The organism is Kitasatospora sp. NPDC005751, assembly GCF_040630835.1.
Lineage (GTDB): Bacteria > Actinomycetota > Actinomycetes > Streptomycetales > Streptomycetaceae > Kitasatospora.
Genome location: NZ_JBEXYC010000017.1, coordinates 123,024 through 143,064, shown reverse-complemented (window position 1 = coordinate 143,064; position 20,041 = coordinate 123,024). Strand labels below are relative to the sequence as shown.

Genomic DNA, 20,041 nt, shown 5'->3' with positions numbered 1-20,041 from the left:
GTACTAATAGGCCGAGGGCTTGTCCTCAGTTGCTCGCGTCCACTGTGTTGTTCTGAAACAACGACCCCCATGACATGGCCTGTCGTGGGTGCGGTGATAAGTTTCATAGTGTTTCGGTGGTCATAGCGTGAGGGAAACGCCCGGTTACATTCCGAACCCGGAAGCTAAGCCTCACAGCGCCGATGGTACTGCAGGGGGGACCCTGTGGGAGAGTAGGACGCCGCCGAACAATTCTTCTAGAGAAGCCCCCGCCGGGGAACCGGACGGGGGCTTCTCTGTTGTAGGGTCAGCATGCAGAAGTCGTCACACGGTACAGGAGGCCCCCGGGTGGAGGTCCAGGAGACGCGGGTCCAGACCGATCGCGTCCTCACCATCCCCAACCTGCTGAGCATGGGCCGACTGGTCGGTGTTCCGCTCTTCCTCTGGTTGATCCTCTGGCCGGTGTTCGACGGGCCGAACAACGACGGCTGGGCGCTGCTGATCCTGATGCTGAGCGGCATCAGTGACTACCTCGACGGAAAGCTCGCCCGCAGGTGGGGGCAGATCAGCCGGGTCGGCCAGCTGCTCGATCCGCTGGCGGACCGGCTCTACGTCCTCTCCACTCTGCTGGGTCTGACCTGGCGTGAGATCCTGCCGTGGTGGCTCACGGCGATCCTGATCGCGCGTGAGCTCTTTATCGCGAGTCTCCTTCCGATTCTGAACCGGCACGGCTACGGCCCGTTGCAGGTGAGTTTCCTGGGCAAGGCCGCGACATTCAATCTGATGTACGCGTTCCCGCTTCTGTTGCTGGGCACCGGCGACACCTGGATCGCGCGGCCGGCCGAGGCCGTCAGCTGGGCCTTCATCTGGTGGGGGACCACGCTGTACTGGTGGGCCGGCATTCTCTACGCCGTCCAGGCGCGACAGATCATCCGGGCGGGCTCCGCCTCCTCCGCGTCCGCAGTCTGAGACGTGATCTGAGAGAAGTCCCACGCCACCTCGGTGCGTCGGACGAAATCTTCCGGGTAGACACCCTCTGGAACGGTTTGATGGACCTGCAGGGTCCACCACCGCGAAGGAGGACGCACCCGTAATGAAAGCCGTTGTAATGGCAGGGGGCGAAGGCACCCGACTCCGCCCGATGACCTCCAGCATGCCCAAGCCGCTGCTACCGGTCGCCAACAGGCCGATCATGGAGCACGTGCTTCGGCTGCTGAAGCGGCATGGCCTCTCCGACACCGTCGTGACCGTACAGTTCCTCGCCTCACTGGTGAAGAACTACTTCGGTGACGGCGAAGAGTTGGGTATGCATCTCACGTATGCGAACGAGGAGACGCCACTCGGCACTGCGGGGAGTGTCAAGAACGCCGAGGACGCCCTGAAGGACGATTCCTTTCTGGTGATCTCCGGTGACGCACTGACCGACTTCGATCTCACCGAATTGATCGAGTACCACCGGAGCAAGGACGCTCTGGTCACCGTCTGTCTCACCCGGGTACCGAACCCTCTGGAGTTCGGCATCACGATCACCGATGACGAGGGCCGGGTCGAGCGCTTCCTGGAGAAGCCGACCTGGGGGCAGGTCTTCTCGGACACGGTCAACACCGGTATCTACGTCATGGAGCCCGAGGTCTTCGACTACGTGGCGGCGGGTGAGTCCGTCGACTGGTCGAGCGATGTGTTCCCGCAGTTGCTGAAGGAGGGCAAGCGGGTCTACGGCTACGTGGCCGAGGGCTACTGGGAGGACGTCGGCACCCACGAGAGCTACGGCAAGGCCCAGGCGGACGTCCTGGAGGGCAAGGTCGACGTCGAGCTCGACGGGTTCGAGATCTCGCCGGGCGTCTGGGTGGCGGAAGGCGCCGAGGTCGACCCCGAGGCGGTGCTCCGCGGTCCGCTCTACATCGGGGACTACGCCAAGGTCGAGGCCGGCGTGGAGATCCGCGAGCACACCGTGCTCGGCAGCAACGTGGTCGTCAAGCGCGGCGCGTTCCTGCACAAGGCGGTGATCCACGACAACGTCTACGTCGGGCCGCAGAGCAACCTGCGGGGCTGCGTGGTCGGCAAGAACACCGATGTGATGCGGGCCGCGCGGATCGAGGACGGGGCGGTGATCGGAGACGAGTGCCTGGTCGGCGAGGAGTCGATCATCGGCGCCAACGTCCGGGTCTACCCGTTCAAGACCATCGAGGCCGGCGCCGTCGTCAACACGTCGGTGATCTGGGAGTCCCGCGGTCAGGAGCACCTCTTCGGGCTGCGCGGCGTGTCGGGCATCCTCAACGTCGAGATCACACCGGAGCTGGCCGTCCGGCTGGCCGGTGCGTATGCGACGACCCTGAAGAAGGGGGCGACCGTCACCATCGCGCGTGACCACTCGCGTGGTGCGCGTGCCCTCAAGCGGGCGATGATCTCGGGGCTGCAGACCAGCGCGATCGACGTCCGCGACCTGGAGAACGTGCCGATGCCGGTGGCCCGGCAGCACACGGCCCGCGGGAGTGCCGGCGGGATCTTCCTGCGGACCACGCCCGGGGTGCCGGACTCGCTGGACATCCTGTTCTTCGACGAGCGCGGAGCCGACCTCTCCCAGGCCGGGCAGCGCAAGCTCGACCGGGTCTACGCCCGCCAGGAGTACCGGCGCGCGTTCCCGGGCGAGATCGGCGACCTGACCTTCCCGTCCAGTGTCTTCGACTCCTACGCCGGCAATCTGCTGCGGGCGGTGGACACCACCGGCGTCCGCGAGGCGGGGCTGAAGGTGGTGGTGGACACGGCGCACGGCAGTGCCGGGCTCGTGCTGCCGAGCATCCTGGGCCGGCTCGGCGTGGAGGCGCTCACCGTCTCCAGCGGGCTGGACGAGGCTCGGCCGACCGAGGACGCCGAAGAACGGCGGGCGGGGCTGGCCAGGCTCGGCGAGCTGGTGGCCTCCTCGCGGGCGGCGTTCGGCGTCCGGTTCGACCCGGTCGGCGAGCGGGTGGCCTTCGTGGACGAGCTGGGCCGGGTGATCGACGACGACCGGGCGCTCCTGGTGCTGCTCGACCTGGTCGCGGCCGAGCGCCGGAGCGGGCAGGTGGCGCTGCCCGTGACGACCACCAGGATCGCCGAGCAGGTCGCCGCCTACCACGGCACACAGGTCGTCTGGACCACGACCACGCCGGACGACCTGGCCAAGGCGGCCTCGGCCGAGGGCACGGTCTTCGGTGGCGACGGGCGCGGCGGTTTCGTCGTTCCCGAGTTCAGCGGTGTGCTGGACGGCGCGGCCGCGTTCGTCCGCCTGGTCGGGCTGGTGGCCCGTACCCAGCTCACGCTCAGCCAGATCGACGCGCGGATCCCGCAGGCGCACATCCGCCGACGGGACATCGCGACGCCGTGGGCGGCCAAGGGCATGGTCATGCGTTCGGTGGTGGAGGCGGCCGGCAACCGGCAGCTCGACACCACGGACGGTGTCCGGGTGGTCGAGGCGGACGGCCGCTGGACGCTCGTGCTGCCCGATCCCGCCGAGGCGGTCACCCACCTCTGGGCGGAGGGTCCGGACGACGAGGCCACCGAGGCGCTGCTGGACGAGTGGGCGACGGTGGTCGACGGCGCCGGGCGCTGACGACCGGGCCGCCACGACATGGCCGGGCAGCGGGAGGTGCGGCGAGTGCCGCGCCCCCCGCTGCCCGGTTTGTCATGCTTGGTAACGATCCGTCGCTTCTGGTGACTTCGCAGGTCAGGGGGTGTGCACGGACCCCTCCGCGGACATGGGACGATGGTCCGCATGCCAGCGACGCCGACGCCGAGTGCCAGTGACGGACGGTACAACCGTCCGGACGCCTCGATGTCCCTGCTGACCGGCGTGATGGACCACAGCCTGGACGAGGGTTACGCCGAGGCGGCCGCGGCGCGGGGCGGTGACCGCGACAGCCGGATACCCGGTACGGCCCGCGGCCTGCTCACGCTGGGTCTCGGGCTGGCCCTGGTCGGGGCGGTGGTGACGGTGGGCGCCGTGAACGCGCACAAGGCCGAGCCGACGCTCGCCAAGGAGCGCGATGCGCTGATCCACCGGATCAACGACAGCAACGGCTCGGCGGAGCGGCTCCAGCAGCAGGTCCAGGAACTGCGGCGGAAGGTCGACACCACCCAGCAGCAGGCACTGTCGCCGGGCGACAGCGACCCGGCCGCGCTGGCCGGTGCGGTGGGTCTGGCCGAGGTGACCGGGCCGGGCGTCAAGCTGGTCCTGGAGGACGCCTCCGGCACCGGCGCCGGAGGGAACGTCGACCCGCGCGCGGGCCAGGGCTTCTCGAACAGCGGACGGCTGCGCGACCGCGATCTGCAACTGGTGGTGAACGGGCTCTGGGAGTCCGGCGCCGAGGCCGTGTCGATCAACGGGCAGCGGCTCACCGCGCTCTCCGCGATCCGCGCCGCCGGTGAGGCCGTCCTGGTCGACAACCGGCCGCTGGTGCCGCCCTACAACGTCCAGGCGTTGGGGGACGGGTCGAAGCTGGTCGCCACCTTCGAGAGCAACATGGCGGGCCAGTACCTGCGGCTGCTGCAGGAGAAGTACGGCATCAAGTCGACGATCTCCGCCCAGAAGAAGCTCACGCTGCCCGCCGCCGTGGGCATCACGCTGCGGACCGCCCAGCCGGCCACGCCGGAGCCGTCGCCGTCGGCGAGCCCCTCCGCCCCCGCTGCGGCCTCCCCGAGCCCCACGGCCTCCGACACGGGGTCGCAGAGCCCGTCCGCGGGGCCCTCACGGCCGGCCACTCCGAGCACCTCGCCCCCGGGGAAGCGCTCGCCGAGCGGCTCCGCCAAGACCACGACAGCCCACTCGCCCACCGCGCCCACGACCGGGGCGCCCCCCGCAGGGACAGGAGCAGCCAGACCGTGATTGCCGTACTGGGTCTTGTGATCGGGGTGGTCGTCGGGCTCTTCGTCCAACCCGAGGTGCCCGATGCCGTCGTGCCGTACCTGCCCATCGCGGTGGTGGCGGCACTGGACGCGGTGTTCGGCGGCGTCCGGGCGATGCTGGACGGCATCTTCAACGACAAGGTGTTCATCGTGTCGTTCCTGTCCAACGTGGTGGTGGCGGCCCTGATCGTCTTCCTCGGGGACCAGCTCGGTGTCGGCTCCCAGCTGTCCACCGGTGTGGTCGTCGTCCTCGGCATCCGCATCTTCTCCAACGCCGCTGCGATCAGGCGCCATGTCTTCCGCGCCTGAGCCCGGCCGGGAGCCGGCGGACGAGAATCGGACCGAGAGGACGACCGAGAAGGCTGTCGACAAGGTGGTCGAGAAGGCGGATGCGCGGGCGGGCGACGGCGCGCGCGAGGGCGGGAACGGGGAGCGGGGGGCGGCTCCGGCGGCGGAGAACGCGCCGCCCGAGCCCGCCGAACAGGTGAAGCCTGCGCCCGAGGTGCGGCCGGGGGCCCCGGCCCAGGGCGGCGAGGACGCCGTCGAACCGGCGCCCCGGGCGGCGGATGCGCGGCGGCCGGTGGCGGTCGCGCCCGAAGCCGGCACGGAGGCGGACGCCGAGGCCGAAGAGCCGGCGCAGGCCCGCGAGGAGGCGGCGCCTGAGCCCCTCAGCGCCCCGCCGCCCGAGCCGGAGCCGGTCCTGGAGCCCGAGCCCGCTCCCACGCCTGAGCCCGCTCCCGAGGCGGCGACCGAGCCCGGGAAGGCCCCCGACGAGCGCAACGCGGGCCGGCGCCGGATGAAGGCGGCGCTCTGGCCCCCGCGGCTCTCCCGCGGGCAGCTGGTGGTCGCGGTGCTGCTGTTCTCGCTCGGCCTCGCCCTGGCGATCCAGGTCCGCTCCACCAACGACCACCACAGCCAGCTGCGCGGTGCCCGCCAGGAGGACCTCGTCCGGATCCTCGACGAACTGGACGGCCGCCAGCAGCGTCTCCAGCAGGAGAAGGCGGAGTTGGAGCAGTCCCTGGCCACGTTGGAGAACAGCTCCAACCAGGCCAAGGAGGCCCAGGAGCAGACCAGGAAGAAGGTGACGGAGCTCGGCGTGCTCGCCGGGACCGTCAAAGCCACTGGTCCGGGCATCGTACTGACAGTCGATGATCCCCAAGGGCAGGTGAAGGCGGATATGCTGCTGGACACCCTGCAGGAACTCCGAGCGGCGGGGGCGGAGGCGATTCAGATCAACGATGTGCGCGTGGTGGTCAACACCTACTTCACGGACGTGTCCGGCGGCGGTGTGCAGATCGACGGGAAGAAGGTCTCGCAGCCCTACCGGTTCACCGTGGTGGGGAACCCGCAGGACCTCACACCCGCACTGAACATTCCGGGAGGTGTGGTCCGTACTCTTGAGAGTCATCAGGCCCGCGCGACCATCTCCCCGCAGCAGAAGGTGCTCGTCGACGCCCTCCTCGACCTGAAGACGCCGCAGTACGCCAAGCCGGCTCCGAAGTGACGAGGTACCTGCCGAACGGTCCGTCATCTGCCGGTACCCCCCGGTGCGGGGTACCGCCGTCAGGTGGGCGAGACTGGTCCGCACCAGCACAAGCCGGAACATCACACGTCGGAGTACCACTCCAGCAGGCCCGATCCGCGACCGGGCCCGCAGCCTGTCCGAGGTTCTCACCCTGCCCCGCGGGCGGGTCTGTCACACGCAAGGGGATTCGCCCGTGAGTTTCTTCTCGAAGTTGTTCGGTCGTAACAAGGGCCGTGACGCGGCTGCCGTGGAGGCACCCACCGCGCGTCACCGCCGGGCCGACGAAGAGCCCGCCGTGCCGGGCATGCGTCCCGCTCCCGAGGGCGGCCAGTACGCCGAGCGTCCGATGTTCCGGGACGGTGGCGACGCGCAGTACGCGGGCAATCAGGCGGGCTACGGCGCGTCGGTTGACCCCTCCGGCGCCCCGCGCATAGGTTTCCCGTCAGGACCCTCAACCTCTGGTGGAGGGTTTGCTCCGGACCCGTACGCCGGGCACAACCCGTCGGGTGTGCCGCGCCAGGAGGCTGTGAACATGGCTGGCCCCACTCCGTGCCCCAGGTGCGGCAACCAGAACCCGGCCGCGGCCCGCTTCTGTTCCAACTGCGGTACGGCGCTGCGCGGGGGCGCGCTGCCCGAGGGGCCGGCGGAGACCACGTCGACCATCTCGATCTCCGGCCTGGAGTCCTACGACCCCAACACCACCACCGGCACCGGTACGCCGGCCCTGTCGGCGGAGGTGCTGTCGGCGATCGACGCGCTGCCGCCGGGCTCGGCGCTGCTGATCGTCCAGCGCGGTCCGAACTCGGGCAGCCGGTTCCTGCTGGACTCGGACAAGACCACGGCCGGGCGTCACCCGCAGGGCGACATCTTCCTGGACGACGTGACCGTCTCGCGCAAGCACGTGGAGTTCCGCCGGACGCCGGGAGGCGGCTTCACCGTCGCCGACGTCGGCAGCCTGAACGGGACGTACGTCAACCGTGAGCGGATCGACGAGGTGCCGCTGAACAACGGCGACGAGGTGCAGATCGGGAAGTACCGGCTGGTGTTCTTCGCCAGTCACCACCGGGGGTACTGAAACCAACGTCGGCAGGAGCCCGAGTGAGCGCGAACCCTCCTTCATCTCTCGGGGCGGCCAACCCCGCGTCGTCCGGTCCGCTGCCGGACCAGGGCGCGCGGGGGGTGGTCGCGGCCCCCAGGCAGCCGGTCCGGACGGACCGGCTGCCTGGGGGCGGCCGACGGCGCGGCGGCGACGAGCTGCTGAGCATCGGCGCGGTGCTGACCTTCCTGCGGGACGACTTCCCCGAGGTCACCATCTCGAAGATCAGGTTCCTGGAGGCCGAGGGCCTGGTCGAGCCCCAGCGCACGCCGTCGGGGTACCGCAAGTTCAGCCCGGCCGACGTCGAGCGGCTGGCCTACGTGCTGCGGATGCAGCGTGACCACTACCTGCCGCTGCGGGTGATCCGCGAACACCTGGACGCGATCGAGCGCGGCGAGGCCCCACCGGCGTTGCCCGCCGCGGAGGCCCGCCCCGGGCCGATGGAGGAGGCGGACCGCGAGCTGGTGGCGGCCGCCGAGGCCGCGGTCGGGGTCCGGCTGGGCCGGGCCGAGCTGCTGGCCGCCGCCGAGGCCGGTGAGGGCGAACTGGTGGAGTGGGAGTCCTACGGGCTGGTCGCGGCCGGATCGGACGGCGGCTACGACGGCGAGGCGCTGCAGGTGGCCCGGCTGGTCGCGGAACTGGGCCGGTACGGGCTGGAGCCGCGGCACCTGCGGGCCATGAAGGCCGCCGCCGACCGTGAGATCGCCCTGGTGGAGCAGGTGGTGGCGCCCCTGCGCCGGCACCGCAACCCGCAGACCCGGGCGCACGCCGAGACCACGGCGCGGGAGCTGGCGACCCTCTCCGTCCGGCTGCACGCCGCCATGGTGCAGGCCGGTCTGCGGGCCCGCTCGTGACGCGCCGACCCCGCTGACCAGCGCTGTCGGCTCTGCGCTTTCATATCCGGGGCGAGGGCCATAGGGTTGCGTGTGTGAATGAGCTCGACGTCGTGGGTGTCCGGGTGGAGATGCCTTCCAACCAGCCGATCGTGCTGCTTCGGGAGGTCGGGGGCGATCGGTACCTGCCGATCTGGATCGGTCCCGGCGAGGCGACCGCGATCGCCTTCGCCCAGCAGGGCATGACGCCGGTGCGTCCGCTGACGCACGACCTCTTCAAGGACGTCCTGGAGGCGCTCGGCCAGCAGCTCACCGAGGTACGGATCACCGACCTGCGCGAGGGCGTGTTCTACGCCGAGCTGGTCTTCACGGGCGGGGTCGAGGTCAGTGCCCGGCCGTCCGACGCGATAGCCCTCGCCCTGCGGACCGGTACGCCGATCTACGGGAGCGAGGAGGTGCTCGCCGAGGCGGGCATCGCGATCCCGGACGAGCAGGAGGACGAGGTCGAGAAGTTCCGCGAGTTCCTCGACCAGGTCTCTCCGGAGGACTTCGGCGGCGGCACGCCGCAGTAGTCCGCCGTGGTACGGACCCGGCGCTGAGCGTCGGTGGGGCAGGCCGTGGCCGTCCTGCCGAATTCGTTCGTCCGTTTTGCCAAATAGCGTCCACCTACCCACACTAGGGGCACGAAAAACCACTCTCCTGAGTGACGCTGTTTGTCCTGCCCGGCGTGGCGATCGTTGACGGGTCATAGGGGACTGCCTACCGTCAGGAGTGGCTGCCCGGGTGCCTGTCGCCCGCAGTCTGGGTTGCCCGCAGGACGAGTGGACGGAGGTAGGCATGACCGGCACCGGCGATGAAGCGGCCGTGGGAGGCCTGTGCACCGTGCACATGCCGCGCGCCGCCCGCAGCGTGGCTGAACTGCCCCGGACGGACCTGCCCCGGGTGGGCCGGTTCCCGGCCGTCCAGCCGGGCCAGCCGGCCATCGAGCGGCTCGCGCCCGCCTCCGAGCGGCCGGCCCCCACCTCCGAGCTGATCGGCTACCGCGGCCCGACGGCCTGTGCGGCGGCCGGGATCACCTACCGCCAGCTGGACTACTGGGCCAGGACGGGGCTGCTGGAACCCAGCGTCCGTTCGGTCTATCCGGCGAGCAGCCAGCGGCTCTACAGCTTCCGCGACATCCTGCTGCTGAAGATCGTCAAGCGGCTGCTGGACGCGGGTGTGTCCCTGCAGAACATCCGGGTGGCGGTCGCCCATCTGCAGTCCGCCGAGGCCGGCGACCTGACCGGGCTGACGCTGATGAGTGACGGCGCGACCGTGTACGAATGCACCACACCGCAGCAGGTGGTCGATCTGCTGAAGGGTGGTCAGGGGGTTTTCGGCATCGCCGTCGGCGCCGTCTGGCAGGAGCTGGAGCTGGCCCTCGGCCGCCTGCACGCGGAGCGGACCGACACCGGCGAGACCGTGGTCGGCCACGATCCGGGGGACGAGCTGGCGCAGCGCCGCAACCGGGCGGTCTGAGCCGCGGGAGCAGGGGGCCGCGTGGTCACGGCGCCGCAGAGTCACGAGGCCGTGGGCCCGGGCGGGGAACCGTCCGGGCCCACGGCCTCGTCGTGCCCGGTGGATCATCGACCCAGGGAGGGCACGTGCGGTTCGGCTCCGGCATACCCGGCCTGCTGCGGCGACGGGCGCGGCGGCTCGGCGTCCGGCTGCGGCAGCGGCGCACCCAGCGCAGGATCTTCCAACTCGTCACCGTGCTCTGCTCGCTGGCCCTGGCACCGAGCGCCTGGCTGTGGGTCTCGGCGGGCGACCGGGTCGGCACCGTGCGGAGTGCGCCCGACGCGCCGGTGGCGGTGGTGTTCGGCGCCGGGCTCTTCGAGGGCAGGCCGTCACCGTATCTGGCGCACCGGCTGGACGCGGCGGTCGACCTGTACCGGGAGCGGAAGGTCCAGGCGATCCTGGTCACCGGTGACAACGGGCGGGCCGGTTACGACGAGACCGACGCGATGCGGCAGTACCTGATCGAGCACGGGGTGCCGCAGGTGCGGGTGGTGGGCGACTACGCGGGCTTCGACACCTGGGACTCCTGCACCCGGGCGCACCGGGTGTTCGGGGTGGACCGGGCGGTCCTGGTCAGCCAGGACTTCCACGTCCGGCGGGCACTGGCGCTCTGTGAGGCGGCGGGCATCGACGCGTACGCGGTCGGGGTGCCGGAGCTGCACGACGCCACCTGGCTGTACGGCGGGCTGCGGGAGATCCCGGGGGCGGGCAAGGCGCTGCTGAACGCCTGGCTGCGGCCGGACCCGTTCTTCCTCGGGCCCCGGGAGGAGGGCATCCCGAAGGCGCTGGCCGACGCGGGGACCGCGCGGGGCTGAGGCGGCGGCGGGGTTCGGCCGCGCTGTCGGACCCGTGCGGCATGATCGGCGGGTGCGGTCACTGCCGAGCATCATCCACCTCGACATGGACGCCTTCTTCGCGGCGGTGGAGCAGGCGGCCAAGCCGAGCCTGCGCGGGAAGCCGGTGATCGTCGGCGGCCTGGGCGGCCGGGGGGTCGTCTCCACGGCCTCGTACGAGGCGCGGAAGTTCGGGGTGCACTCGGCGATGCCGATGGCGCAGGCGCGCCGGCTCTGCCCGAACGCGGCCTTCCTGTCCGGGCGGTTCGAGGCCTACCGGGCGGTGAGCGAGCTGGTCATGGGTCTGCTGCGGGAGCTGTCGCCCCTGGTGCAGCCGCTCAGCCTGGACGAGGCCTTCGTCGACCTGGAGGCGGGCCCGTACGGCCCGGCGCTGCTGGCGGCGGACCACGGGACGGGGGAGCACCTGGTGACGGCCCTCGCGGAGGACCTCCGGGCGGACATCCACCGGCGCACCGGGCTGACCGCCTCGGTCGGGGCGGCCGGGTCCAAGCTGATGGCCAAGATCGCTTCGGAGCAGGCCAAGCCGGACGGCCTGGTGCTGGTCGAGCCGGGCCGGGAGCGGGTGGTGCTGGGCCCGATGCCGGTGCGGGCGCTGCCGGGCGTCGGCCCGGCCACCGAGCAGGTCCTGCGCCGGGCGGGGCTGAACACGGTGGCCGACCTCGCCGAGGCGGGGGAGTCCGAGCTGGTGCAGCTGCTGGGCAGGGCGCACGGCGCCGGTGTCCACCAGATGTCGCTGGGGCTGGACGACCGGCCGGTGGTGGCCGACCAGGACGCCAAGTCGGTGTCGGTGGAGGACACCTTCGAGGTGGACCTCGCCGACCGGGACCGGGTGCTGCGCGAGGTCGACGTCCTGGCCGCGCGGTGCGTGCGGCGGCTGCGCGCCGCCGGACGGTCGGGGCGCACGGTGGTGCTGAAGGTGCGGCGGTTCGACTTCTCCACGCTGACCCGCTCGGAGACCCTGCGCGGTCCGACGGACGACGAGACGGTGATCGTCGAGACGGCCCGCCGGCTGGCCTCCCAGGTGGACATCACCGGCGGCGTCCGGCTGCTCGGGGTCGGGGTCTCGCAGCTGGCGGACTACACCCAGGAGGACCTCTTCGCGCAGGCCGTCCGGCAGGAGGCGGGGGAGCCGGGGGCGGTCGAGGCCGACGCCCAGGAGGACGAGGCCCCGGAGCCCGCGGTGGTCGTGGCGCGGCACTGGATGCCGGGCCAGGACGTGCGGCACGCCGAACTCGGCCCGGGGTGGGTGCAGGGCAGCGGAGTAGGCCGGGTGACGGTGCGGTTCGAGACGCCGTGGAGCGGACCGGGCCGGGTGCGGACCTTCGCGGTGGAGGACCCGGCGTTGGAGCCGGCCCGTCCGCTGCCGCTGCGCGGCGACGAGGACGGGCCGTCGGCCGGGGCGGGCGGCGGTGAACCGGCGGTGGGCTGACCCCCCCTGGAACGCACGAAGCGGCCCCACCCGGCAGGGGGGCCGGGTGGGACCGCGTGCACGGCCGGCCCTCGGGCGGTCGCGATGCCCTCGTCGACCGTTCGGGGACCGGTCCCCCGCGCCCTGTCCCTGGGCGCGGGGGGTGGACGCCTCGTCAGGCGTCGGTCTTGACCAGCTCGGGGCTGGGGCTGAGGTCCGCCGCACCCTTGCCACCGGCGACGGTGACGGAGGGCTTGACGCTGCGGATCAGGAAGGGGACGGCGCCGGCGATCGCGCAGACCGCGGCGGCGACCCAGAACGCGTGCTTGTAGGCGTCCAGGGTGGGCAGCGAGACCGGGATCGGCAGCTTCATGGTGTCGCCGGTGAGGATCGCGGCCATCACGGCGGTGCCGATCGCGCCACCGACGGTGCGCAGCACGGCGTTCATGCCGTTGGCGATGCCGCTCTGCTCGACCGGGACGGCGCCGTTGATGTAGGCCGGCATCGCCGAGAAGGCGAGGCCGATGCCGAGACCGAAGATCGCCGAGGCGGTGTAGATGTCGGCCTCGTGGCTGTGGCGGACGGCCAGGTAGGCCATCGCGACGGCGCCGAGGACGCCGCCGAGGACCAGCGGCAGGCGCGGGCCGCGACGGGCGATCAGCAGGGCGCCGACCGGGGCGGCGACCATCGAGCCGAGCGCGGACGGCAGCAGCATGACACCGGCGTGCAGCACGGTCGCGGTGAACCCGTAGTGGGTGAGCTTCTCCGGGGTCTGGGCGAAGTTGCTGATCACCATGAACGAGCCGTACATGCCGAAGCCGATCAGCAGGCCGGCCAGGTTGGTGAAGGCGACGGCCGGGCGGGACATCATCTTCATGTCGACCAGCGGGTGCTTGACCTTGACCTCGATGACGCCCCAGATCAGGGCGATCACGGCGGCGACGGCGAACAGGCCGAGCGTCTTGGTGGAGGTCCAGCCCCAGGTGTTGCCCTGGCTGACCGCGACCAGCAGGGCGGAGAGCCAGCCGGCCAGGGTGATCGCGCCGAGCGGGTCGGCGCCGCCCTCCTTGTCGGTCACCGGGTCGCTGGGCACCCGGAAGGCGACCAGCGCGACCGCGAGCAGGCCGAAGAACAGGCCCATCCAGAAGATCGACTTGTAGCTCCAGTGCTCCAGCAGCAGGCCGGTGGCGACCAGGCCGAGGCCGCTGCCGACGCCCATCGAGGCGCTGATGGCGGCGACGCCACCGGTGACCTTCTGCTTCGGCAGCTCGTCGCGGACGATGCTGATGGCCAGCGGCAGCACGCCACCGCCGGCGCCCTGGAGGACGCGGGCGACGACCAGCCAGGTGAAGGAGTGGGTGCTGACGGCGAGCGCCGAGCCCGCGACGAGACCGGCCAGCGAGATCAGCAGCATCGGCTTGCGACCGCGCAGGTCGCCGAAGCGGCCCAGCAGGGGGGTCAGCACGGCGGCCGAGAGCAGGTTGGCCGTCATCAGCCAGGTGATGCTGGAGCCCGAGACGTCGAGCTCCTTGGCCAGCGAGGGCAGGATCGGAACGACCGCGGTCTGCACCACGCTGAACGACAGCATCGCCAGGATGAGGGCCGGCAGGACCCGGGCGCTGCTTTGCTTCTCGGCCGCGGTGGTGGGCTGTGGTGCCTCACTCACGGTTGCTTCCTCCCGTACATAGTGAATGAACTGAAGCAACCATGCCGGGAGATACTTCAGTGTGTCAAATATCGATCGGTGAAGCTTTGGCAAAGTCGAAGGACCCCGGACCGTGGAGGTCCGGGGTCCCTGGGTCGGACCGTCAGGCGAGTGGCCTCAGCGGGGCCGCCCGCGACGGCTCGCCAGCGCCCAAGTGCCCGCCGGCGCCCTCGTGTTCGCCGCTGCCCGGGCGCCCGGCGGCGCCGTCGGGAGTGGCGGACGGGGCGTGGTTGGACGAGGGGCCCGGGGTCGGGGCGGCCGCGGTGTTGTCGTGGACCTCGACGTGCTCGCGCCGCAGCTCGTCCCGGATCACCTCCTCGTCGGTGTAGCGCTCGACGACCAGGCGGACCCGCTCGATCGGCGCCAGGTACTTGCGGACCACCGGCCGCTCCTCGCGCAGCGTGACCTCCTCCACCGCCTCGGCGATGTCCTTGTCGCTCAACGAGGCCCGCTCCGCCTCGCCGACCGGCGTCCGCTCCACCCGGACCCGCTCGCGGACCACCGGCACCCGGCGCTCCACCGCCTCGCTGGTCACGTACTTGCGCAGCTTCGCGGTGCCCACGACATGCCACTCGGTGGTGATGTCCAGCCGTTCCTCACGGCAGGTGATCTCCACCGGAGCGTTCGGCGCCGACGAGGCCGCGCCCGCGCGGTCGGGCGCCGGGGTGCCGGAGGTGGCGGCCCGGGGGGCCGCTACCTCGGCGCCGTCGGGGCCGCCCGTGACGAGCGGGGCCGCCGGCGGGCGCTGCTCCGGTGCGACGGGCGCCGACGGGGTGGTGGCGGGCGCGGTGGCGTCGAGGGTCCGCACGTTGGGCTCCGTAGCAGGTTCGGACGGCTTGCCGAGGTCGGCGGCCGGGGGGACGGTGAGGGGCGGGGCCATGCTGTCGGCCGAGTGGAAGGCGAGCGGCTTCGCCGGGGCCGCCGAGGCCGACTGGTCGGCGGGCTTCGCCGCGGCGGCGCCCGCCACCGCGGCGGTGCCCGCCGCTGCCGCCGGGGCGGCGGCCGGCACGCTGCCGAAGTCGAGGTCGGCCGGCTCGGAGCCGTCGCCGGCCGACGGCCGGCCGTCCACCTGGGTGTCCAGCCCGTAGTAGCGGTAGAGCTGGAGCTCCTGGGCGGGTGAGAGGTGCTGGCCCACGCCGAAGTCCGGTGACTCCTTCACCAGGGACTTGTCGTAGGGCACCCGCAGTTCGTCGCCGGAGAACTCGCTCGTGGTCAGGGGGACGAAGGCGTCCCGGCCGAAGATGCCGGTCCGGACGGCCGCCCATTCGGGCTGCCCGGTGGCGTCGTCCAGGTACACCTCGTCGACCGTGCCGATCTTGTCTCCGTTGCGGTCGACCGCCTTGTGGCCGATGAGGTCCCGGGGGTCGATATCGGTCTGCACTCTTTCCTCCAGTGCGTTGCGCCTGCGGAACGCCCGCAGGCCGGCGGCCGGCCCGCCCGTCCCATCCGCCACTTCACACCAAAAGCCATGAACCGGACCGGCGCGACCGGGGTGCGGCCGGACGGGCCCGGTGCTGCGCCGTCCGGGTCACGGACCGGCTGCTCACCTGCCAGGACGCACCCGTGATCGAGGCGCCTGCCGCTGGTACCCTGGGCGCGACCGCCGAGCCCGCTCGGGAGAGTCCCCGAGAGCGGAAGTCGCTGGTCGGGGCGCCGAAGGAGCAACTCCTCCCCGGAATCTCTCAGGCATCCGTACCGTGTGGGATAGGTCACTCTGGAAAGCAGGGCAGGACTGCCGGCGAGGGAGCCGGCGGCACCACCCTCACCGACGGTGCAAGCCGGCGGGGCGCCACAGCGCCTCGCGCGGGTGAAGCTCTCAGGTCCCGATGACAGAGGGGGAGGCCTGTCGGGTCCGTCCGCCCCAGGCCTGTCCGCTGTCGTCCGCAGCGGCGGTGCCGCCCGGCGTGCGTACCCCCGCCGGTCCGTGACCAGGAGGCCTCGACCACCATGAACGCCCAGCCGAACGCGGGACGCACCACCACCCCCGTGACCCTCACCGAGCTCGAGCAGGCCAGCCCCTTCGAGAACCGCCACATCGGCCCCGACGTCGCCGCGCAGGAGAAGATGCTGGCCCAGGTGGGCTACGGCTCGCTGGACGAGCTCGCCGCCACCGCCGTGCCCGAGGCGATCCGCTCCATCACCGGGCTGGACCTGCCCGCCGGCCGCAGCGAGGCCCAGGTCCTCGCCGAGCTGCGCGAGCTGGCCGGTCGCAACACCGTCCTCCAGCCGATGATCGGCCTGGGCTACTACGGCACCTTCACCCCGCCGGTGATCCTGCGCAACGTCCTGGAGAACCCGGCCTGGTACACCGCGTACACGCCGTACCAGCCGGAGATCTCGCAGGGCCGTCTCGAGGCGCTGCTCAACTTCCAGACCGTGGTCTCCGACCTCACCGGTCTGCCCACCTCCGGCTCCTCGCTGCTGGACGAGGGCACCGCGGCCGCCGAGGCGATGTCCCTGGCCCGCCGTGTCACCAAGGTCAAGGGCGGCGTCTTCCTGGTCGACGTCGAGACCCTGCCGCAGACCGTCGCGGTGATCCGGACCCGCGCCGAGCCGACCGGCGTCGAGGTCGTCGTCGCCGACCTCTCCGCCGGCATCCCGGCCGAGATCGCCGAGCGCGGCGTCTTCGGCGTGCTGCTCCAGTACCCCGGCGCGACCGGTGTGGTCCGCGACCTCGCCCCGGTGATCGAGCAGGCCCACGGCCTCGGTGCGATCGTCGCCGTCGCCGCCGACCTGCTGGCGCTGACCCTGCTGAAGTCCCCGGGCTCGCTCGGCGCCGACATCGCCTGCGGCACCTCGCAGCGCTTCGGCGTGCCGATGGGCTTCGGCGGCCCGCACGCCGGCTACCTCTCGGTGCGCGCCGAGTACGCCCGCTCGCTGCCCGGCCGCCTGGTCGGCGTCTCCGTCGACGCCGACGGCAACCGCGCCTACCGGCTGGCCCTGCAGACCCGCGAGCAGCACATCCGCCGCGAGAAGGCCACCAGCAACATCTGCACCGCCCAGGTGCTGCTGGCCGTGATGGCCTCGATGTACGCCGTCTACCACGGCCCGGACGGCCTGGCCGACATCGCCCGCCGCACCCACCGCTACGCCGCCGCCCTCGCCGAGGGCCTGCGGGCCGGCGGCGTCGAGCTGCTGCACGGCGAGTTCTTCGACACCGTCACCGCGGTCGTCCCCGGCCGCGCCGCCGCGATCGCCGAGGCCGCCCGCGCCCACGGCATCAACGTGTACCAGGACGGCGAGGACCGGATCTCGGTCTCCACCGACGAGACCACCACCCGCGAGCACCTGGCGGGCGTCTGGGCCGCGTTCGGCGTCGAGGGCGTCGAGACCCCGGAGAGCGCCGAGGCGCTGCCGGCCGCGCTGCTGCGCGAGGACGAGTACCTGACCCACCCGGTCTTCCACAGCCACCGCTCGGAGACCGCCATGCTGCGCTACCTGCGCCGCCTGTCGGACCGCGACTACGCGCTGGACCGCGGCATGATCCCGCTGGGCTCCTGCACCATGAAGCTCAACGCGACCACCGAGATGGAGTCGGTGACCTGGCCGGAGTTCGGCCAGCTGCACCCGTTCGCGCCGATCGACCAGGCCCAGGGCTACCTCACCCTGATCCGCCAGCTGGAGCAGCAGCTGGTCGAGGTCACCGGCTACGACGCCGTCTCGATCCAGCCGAACGCCGGCTCGCAGGGCGAGCTGGCCGGTCTGCTGGCCGTCCGCGCCTACCACCACGCCAACGGCGACGTGCAGCGCGACGTCTGCCTGATCCCGTCCTCCGCGCACGGCACCAACGCGGCCTCCGCCGTGATGGCCGGTATGCGCGTGGTCGTGGTCAAGACCCTGGTCGACGGCGACGTGGACGTCGAGGACCTCCGGGCGAAGATCGAGCAGCACCGCGACAACCTCGCGGTGCTGATGGTCACCTACCCGTCCACCCACGGCGTGTACGAGACCCAGATCACCGACATCTGCGCCCTGGTGCACGAGGCCGGCGGCCAGGTCTACGTGGACGGCGCCAACCTGAACGCCCTGGTCGGCCTCGCCAAGCCGGGCAAGTTCGGCGCGGACGTCTCGCACCTGAACCTGCACAAGACCTTCTGCATCCCGCACGGCGGCGGCGGCCCGGGCGTCGGCCCGGTGGCGGTGCGCGCGCACCTGGCGCCGTACCTGCCGAACCACCCGCTGCAGTCCGAGGCGGGCCCGGCCACCGGCGTCGGCCCGATCTCGGCCGCCCCGTGGGGCTCGGCGGCCATCCTGCCGATCTCCTGGGCGTACGTCCGGCTGATGGGCGGGGAGGGACTCAAGCGGGCCACCCAGGTGGCGGTGCTGAACGCCAACTACATCGCCAAGCGCCTGGCCCCGCACTTCCCGGTGCTCTACACCGGTCCCGGCGGCCTGGTCGCGCACGAGTGCATCATCGACCTGCGCCCGCTCACCAAGGAGACCGGCGTGACGGTGGACGACATCGCCAAGCGCCTGATCGACTACGGGTTCCACGCGCCGACGATGTCCTTCCCGGTGGCCGGCACCCTGATGATCGAGCCGACCGAGTCCGAGGACCTGCACGAGATCGACCGCTTCTGCGACGCGATGATCGAGATCCGGGCCGAGATCGACAAGGTCGGCTCGGGCGCGTGGCCGGCCGAGGACAACCCGCTGCGCAACGCCCCGCACACCGCGGGCGCGCTGGCCGGTGACTGGGCGCACGGCTACTCGCGCCAGGAGGCCGTCTTCCCGGCGGGCGTGAACCCGGCGGACAAGTACTGGCCGCCGGTCAGCCGGATCGACGGCGCGTACGGCGACCGCAACCTGGTCTGCTCCTGCCCGCCGCTGGACGAGTACGGCTCCTGAGCCGACTGACGCGGTACGGCAGGGCCCCGGCGGAGTCTTCTCCGCCGGGGCCCTGCCCGTTGTCCTGCGTCGCCGGTGCCGCTCGGCGGCCGACCCCGCCGCCGGCCGGTCAGGCGGCGTGTGCGACGGGGCGGCGCGGGGCGATCACCCGGCCGTCGGGCAGCAGTTCGCCGGTGTCCTCGAAGACCAGGACGCCGTTGCAGAGCAGGCTCCAGCCCTGCTCCGGGTGGCAGGCCACCGGTACGGCCGCCTCGCGGTCCTCGGACTCCGCCGACGGGCACTCAGGACGGTGCTGGCACATACGCGTACCCTCGCTTCGCTTGGCGATCCTCCCCGTGGTGCGGCGCCGCCGGGTGACCGGCGGGAGCCGCCGCGGTAGTCGGATCCTGTCCGGCGCCGGGCCAGGTGTGGACCGGCGCTCAAGTGGGTAGGACAGGGGGTCCTTCCACGCTGGTTCCCAGTGTCGGCATCCCGGGGCGATCGCGCAGCAATTTCGTGACATGCGCCACAACTACCGGGCAGAGATCACCCGTTCAGGTGGCAGCAGACGTGAATGAGCGCCGGAGGGGTCAAGGGGCGGCTGACTCGATTCGGCCATGCCCTATGACCCGTCCGGGTGGGTACGGGTGGCGCGGGGGTGACGGGGGAGCGTTCAGGAGGAGCCGAGCAGCAGTGGCCTGGCGAGCGGGGCGCGGGTGAGGACGGGCAGCAGGTCCGCCGCCGGGTAGGCGCGGTGCGCGGTGACGCCGAGCGGGGCCGGGGCCAGTGGGATCAGCTGGTCCGCGTCGGGGCCGGCGTCCGGGCTGTGCAGCCAGAGCGCGGTGGCGTACTGGCCCGGAAAGGTGAGCAGCCGGGGCTGCCGTCGGGTCCGCGAGGTCTGGGCGAGCTGCCAGGCCTGGCGCAGTGCCCGGACGGTGGAGTCCAGGTACGGCCCGGCGGTGAAGTGGGAGAAGACGTGGCCCTCGACGCCCTGGACCACCTCGGCCGCGGCCGCCACCTCGGCGCCGTCCTTGATCAGGAACCGCCAGCCCGTCCGCCGGGCGGCGGCGAGCTCGGGACGGGGCCCGTCCAGGACGTGGACCGCGAGCGGATGCGCGGGCAGCAGTGGGCCGGTCGGATGACGCAGCGCGGCGGCGGCGGGCTGGCGCAGCGCGGTCTCCGAGTCGAGCGCGGCGAGGACCGCGCGCAGGGCGCTGGGCGGGGGCTGGGGGGTCTGCAGAGTCATGGCGGGGTCGCCTCTCCGTGCGAGATCGGCGTGCGAGTGCGGCATACCGGCATGGCGCGGTGTGTCGTCGGTGACGGAACCTGGCCGTGTCCGGTTGTGCATGATCGCGGTGCGGGCGCCGCCGCTGCCG

The 20,041-nt window shown here is 72.1% G+C and carries 16 protein-coding genes, 1 rRNA gene and 1 riboswitch; of the genes, 13 read left to right on the top strand and 4 right to left on the bottom strand.

Annotation, left to right across the window (positions count from 1 at the left end):
• Window positions 1-112: 112 nt before the first annotated feature.
• The 12 genes from rrf to ABZ497_RS18430 all read left to right on the top strand — a co-directional run bounded on the left by rrf (window position 113) and on the right by ABZ497_RS18430 (window position 12,154).
• A 5S ribosomal RNA gene (gene rrf / locus ABZ497_RS18485) occupies window positions 113-229 on the top strand.
• Between the two features lie 98 nt (window positions 230-327).
• Window positions 328-948 (top strand): CDP-alcohol phosphatidyltransferase family protein, encoded by a 621-nt coding sequence (locus ABZ497_RS18480; protein ID WP_329490870.1) that lies wholly within the window; start codon window positions 328-330, stop codon window positions 946-948.
• Window positions 949-1,072: 124 nt separating this feature from the next.
• Entirely contained in the window at window positions 1,073-3,568 is a 2,496-nt protein-coding gene (locus ABZ497_RS18475) for a mannose-1-phosphate guanyltransferase (RefSeq protein WP_359806389.1), read from the top strand.
• A 162-nt stretch (window positions 3,569-3,730) separates the two neighbouring features.
• A complete protein-coding gene (locus tag ABZ497_RS18470; RefSeq protein WP_359806387.1) occupies window positions 3,731-4,840 on the top strand; it encodes a DUF881 domain-containing protein in 1,110 nt (369 codons plus the stop codon).
• Window positions 4,837-5,169 (top strand): small basic family protein, encoded by a 333-nt coding sequence (locus ABZ497_RS18465; protein WP_030062488.1) that lies wholly within the window; start codon window positions 4,837-4,839, stop codon window positions 5,167-5,169. Before ABZ497_RS18470 ends, ABZ497_RS18465 begins: the two co-directional genes overlap by 4 nt.
• A 391-nt stretch (window positions 5,170-5,560) precedes the next feature.
• On the top strand, window positions 5,561-6,364 hold the full coding sequence (locus ABZ497_RS18460; RefSeq protein ID WP_359806392.1) for a DUF881 domain-containing protein: 804 nt from the start codon (window positions 5,561-5,563) through the stop codon (window positions 6,362-6,364).
• Between the two features lie 172 nt (window positions 6,365-6,536).
• A complete protein-coding gene (locus ABZ497_RS18455; RefSeq protein ID WP_329492360.1) occupies window positions 6,537-7,460 on the top strand; it encodes an FHA domain-containing protein in 924 nt (307 codons plus the stop codon).
• A 143-nt stretch (window positions 7,461-7,603) separates the two neighbouring features.
• Window positions 7,604-8,335 (top strand): MerR family transcriptional regulator, encoded by a 732-nt coding sequence (locus ABZ497_RS18450; RefSeq protein ID WP_359806391.1) that lies wholly within the window; start codon window positions 7,604-7,606, stop codon window positions 8,333-8,335.
• A 74-nt stretch (window positions 8,336-8,409) separates the two neighbouring features.
• Entirely contained in the window at window positions 8,410-8,886 is a 477-nt protein-coding gene (locus ABZ497_RS18445; RefSeq protein WP_329490873.1) for a bifunctional nuclease family protein, read from the top strand.
• Window positions 8,887-9,151: 265 nt separating this feature from the next.
• A complete protein-coding gene (locus ABZ497_RS18440; protein ID WP_329490874.1) occupies window positions 9,152-9,832 on the top strand; it encodes a MerR family transcriptional regulator in 681 nt (226 codons plus the stop codon).
• A gap of 125 nt (window positions 9,833-9,957) precedes the next feature.
• The gene (locus ABZ497_RS18435) at window positions 9,958-10,686 is read left to right on the top strand and encodes an ElyC/SanA/YdcF family protein (protein WP_359806385.1); all 729 of its coding nucleotides are present in this window, start codon (window positions 9,958-9,960) and stop codon (window positions 10,684-10,686) included.
• A 52-nt stretch (window positions 10,687-10,738) separates the two neighbouring features.
• Window positions 10,739-12,154 carry a DNA polymerase IV gene (locus tag ABZ497_RS18430; RefSeq protein WP_359806384.1) on the top strand — a complete coding sequence of 472 codons (1,416 nt, stop codon included), beginning with the start codon at window positions 10,739-10,741 and terminating at the stop codon, window positions 12,152-12,154.
• Between the two features lie 154 nt (window positions 12,155-12,308).
• Here the strand turns inward: ABZ497_RS18430 and ABZ497_RS18425 are convergent, their stop codons facing one another.
• Both ABZ497_RS18425 and ABZ497_RS18420 read right to left on the bottom strand, forming a co-directional pair.
• Window positions 12,309-13,799, bottom strand: coding sequence for an MFS transporter (locus ABZ497_RS18425; protein ID WP_329490877.1), 1,491 nt, complete (start codon window positions 13,797-13,799; stop codon window positions 12,309-12,311).
• 142 nt (window positions 13,800-13,941) lie between these two features.
• Complete coding sequence (locus ABZ497_RS18420; RefSeq protein WP_359806382.1) at window positions 13,942-15,219, bottom strand: DUF2382 domain-containing protein; 1,278 nt, start codon at window positions 15,217-15,219, stop codon at window positions 13,942-13,944.
• A 223-nt stretch (window positions 15,220-15,442) separates the two neighbouring features.
• A riboswitch (glycine riboswitch) is annotated at window positions 15,443-15,546 on the top strand.
• A gap of 239 nt (window positions 15,547-15,785) precedes the next feature.
• Between ABZ497_RS18420 and gcvP the strand changes: the two genes are divergently transcribed.
• On the top strand, window positions 15,786-18,686 hold the full coding sequence (gene gcvP, locus ABZ497_RS18415) for an aminomethyl-transferring glycine dehydrogenase (RefSeq protein ID WP_359806380.1): 2,901 nt from the start codon (window positions 15,786-15,788) through the stop codon (window positions 18,684-18,686).
• 109 nt (window positions 18,687-18,795) lie between these two features.
• Here gcvP and ABZ497_RS18410 read toward each other — a convergent pair whose 3' ends face one another.
• Complete coding sequence (locus tag ABZ497_RS18410; RefSeq protein ID WP_329490880.1) at window positions 18,796-18,987, bottom strand: DUF5999 family protein; 192 nt, start codon at window positions 18,985-18,987, stop codon at window positions 18,796-18,798.
• Window positions 18,988-19,338: 351 nt separating this feature from the next.
• On the bottom strand, window positions 19,339-19,911 hold the full coding sequence (locus tag ABZ497_RS18405; RefSeq protein WP_352291810.1) for a hypothetical protein: 573 nt from the start codon (window positions 19,909-19,911) through the stop codon (window positions 19,339-19,341).
• Between the last annotated feature and the right edge of the window lie 130 nt (window positions 19,912-20,041).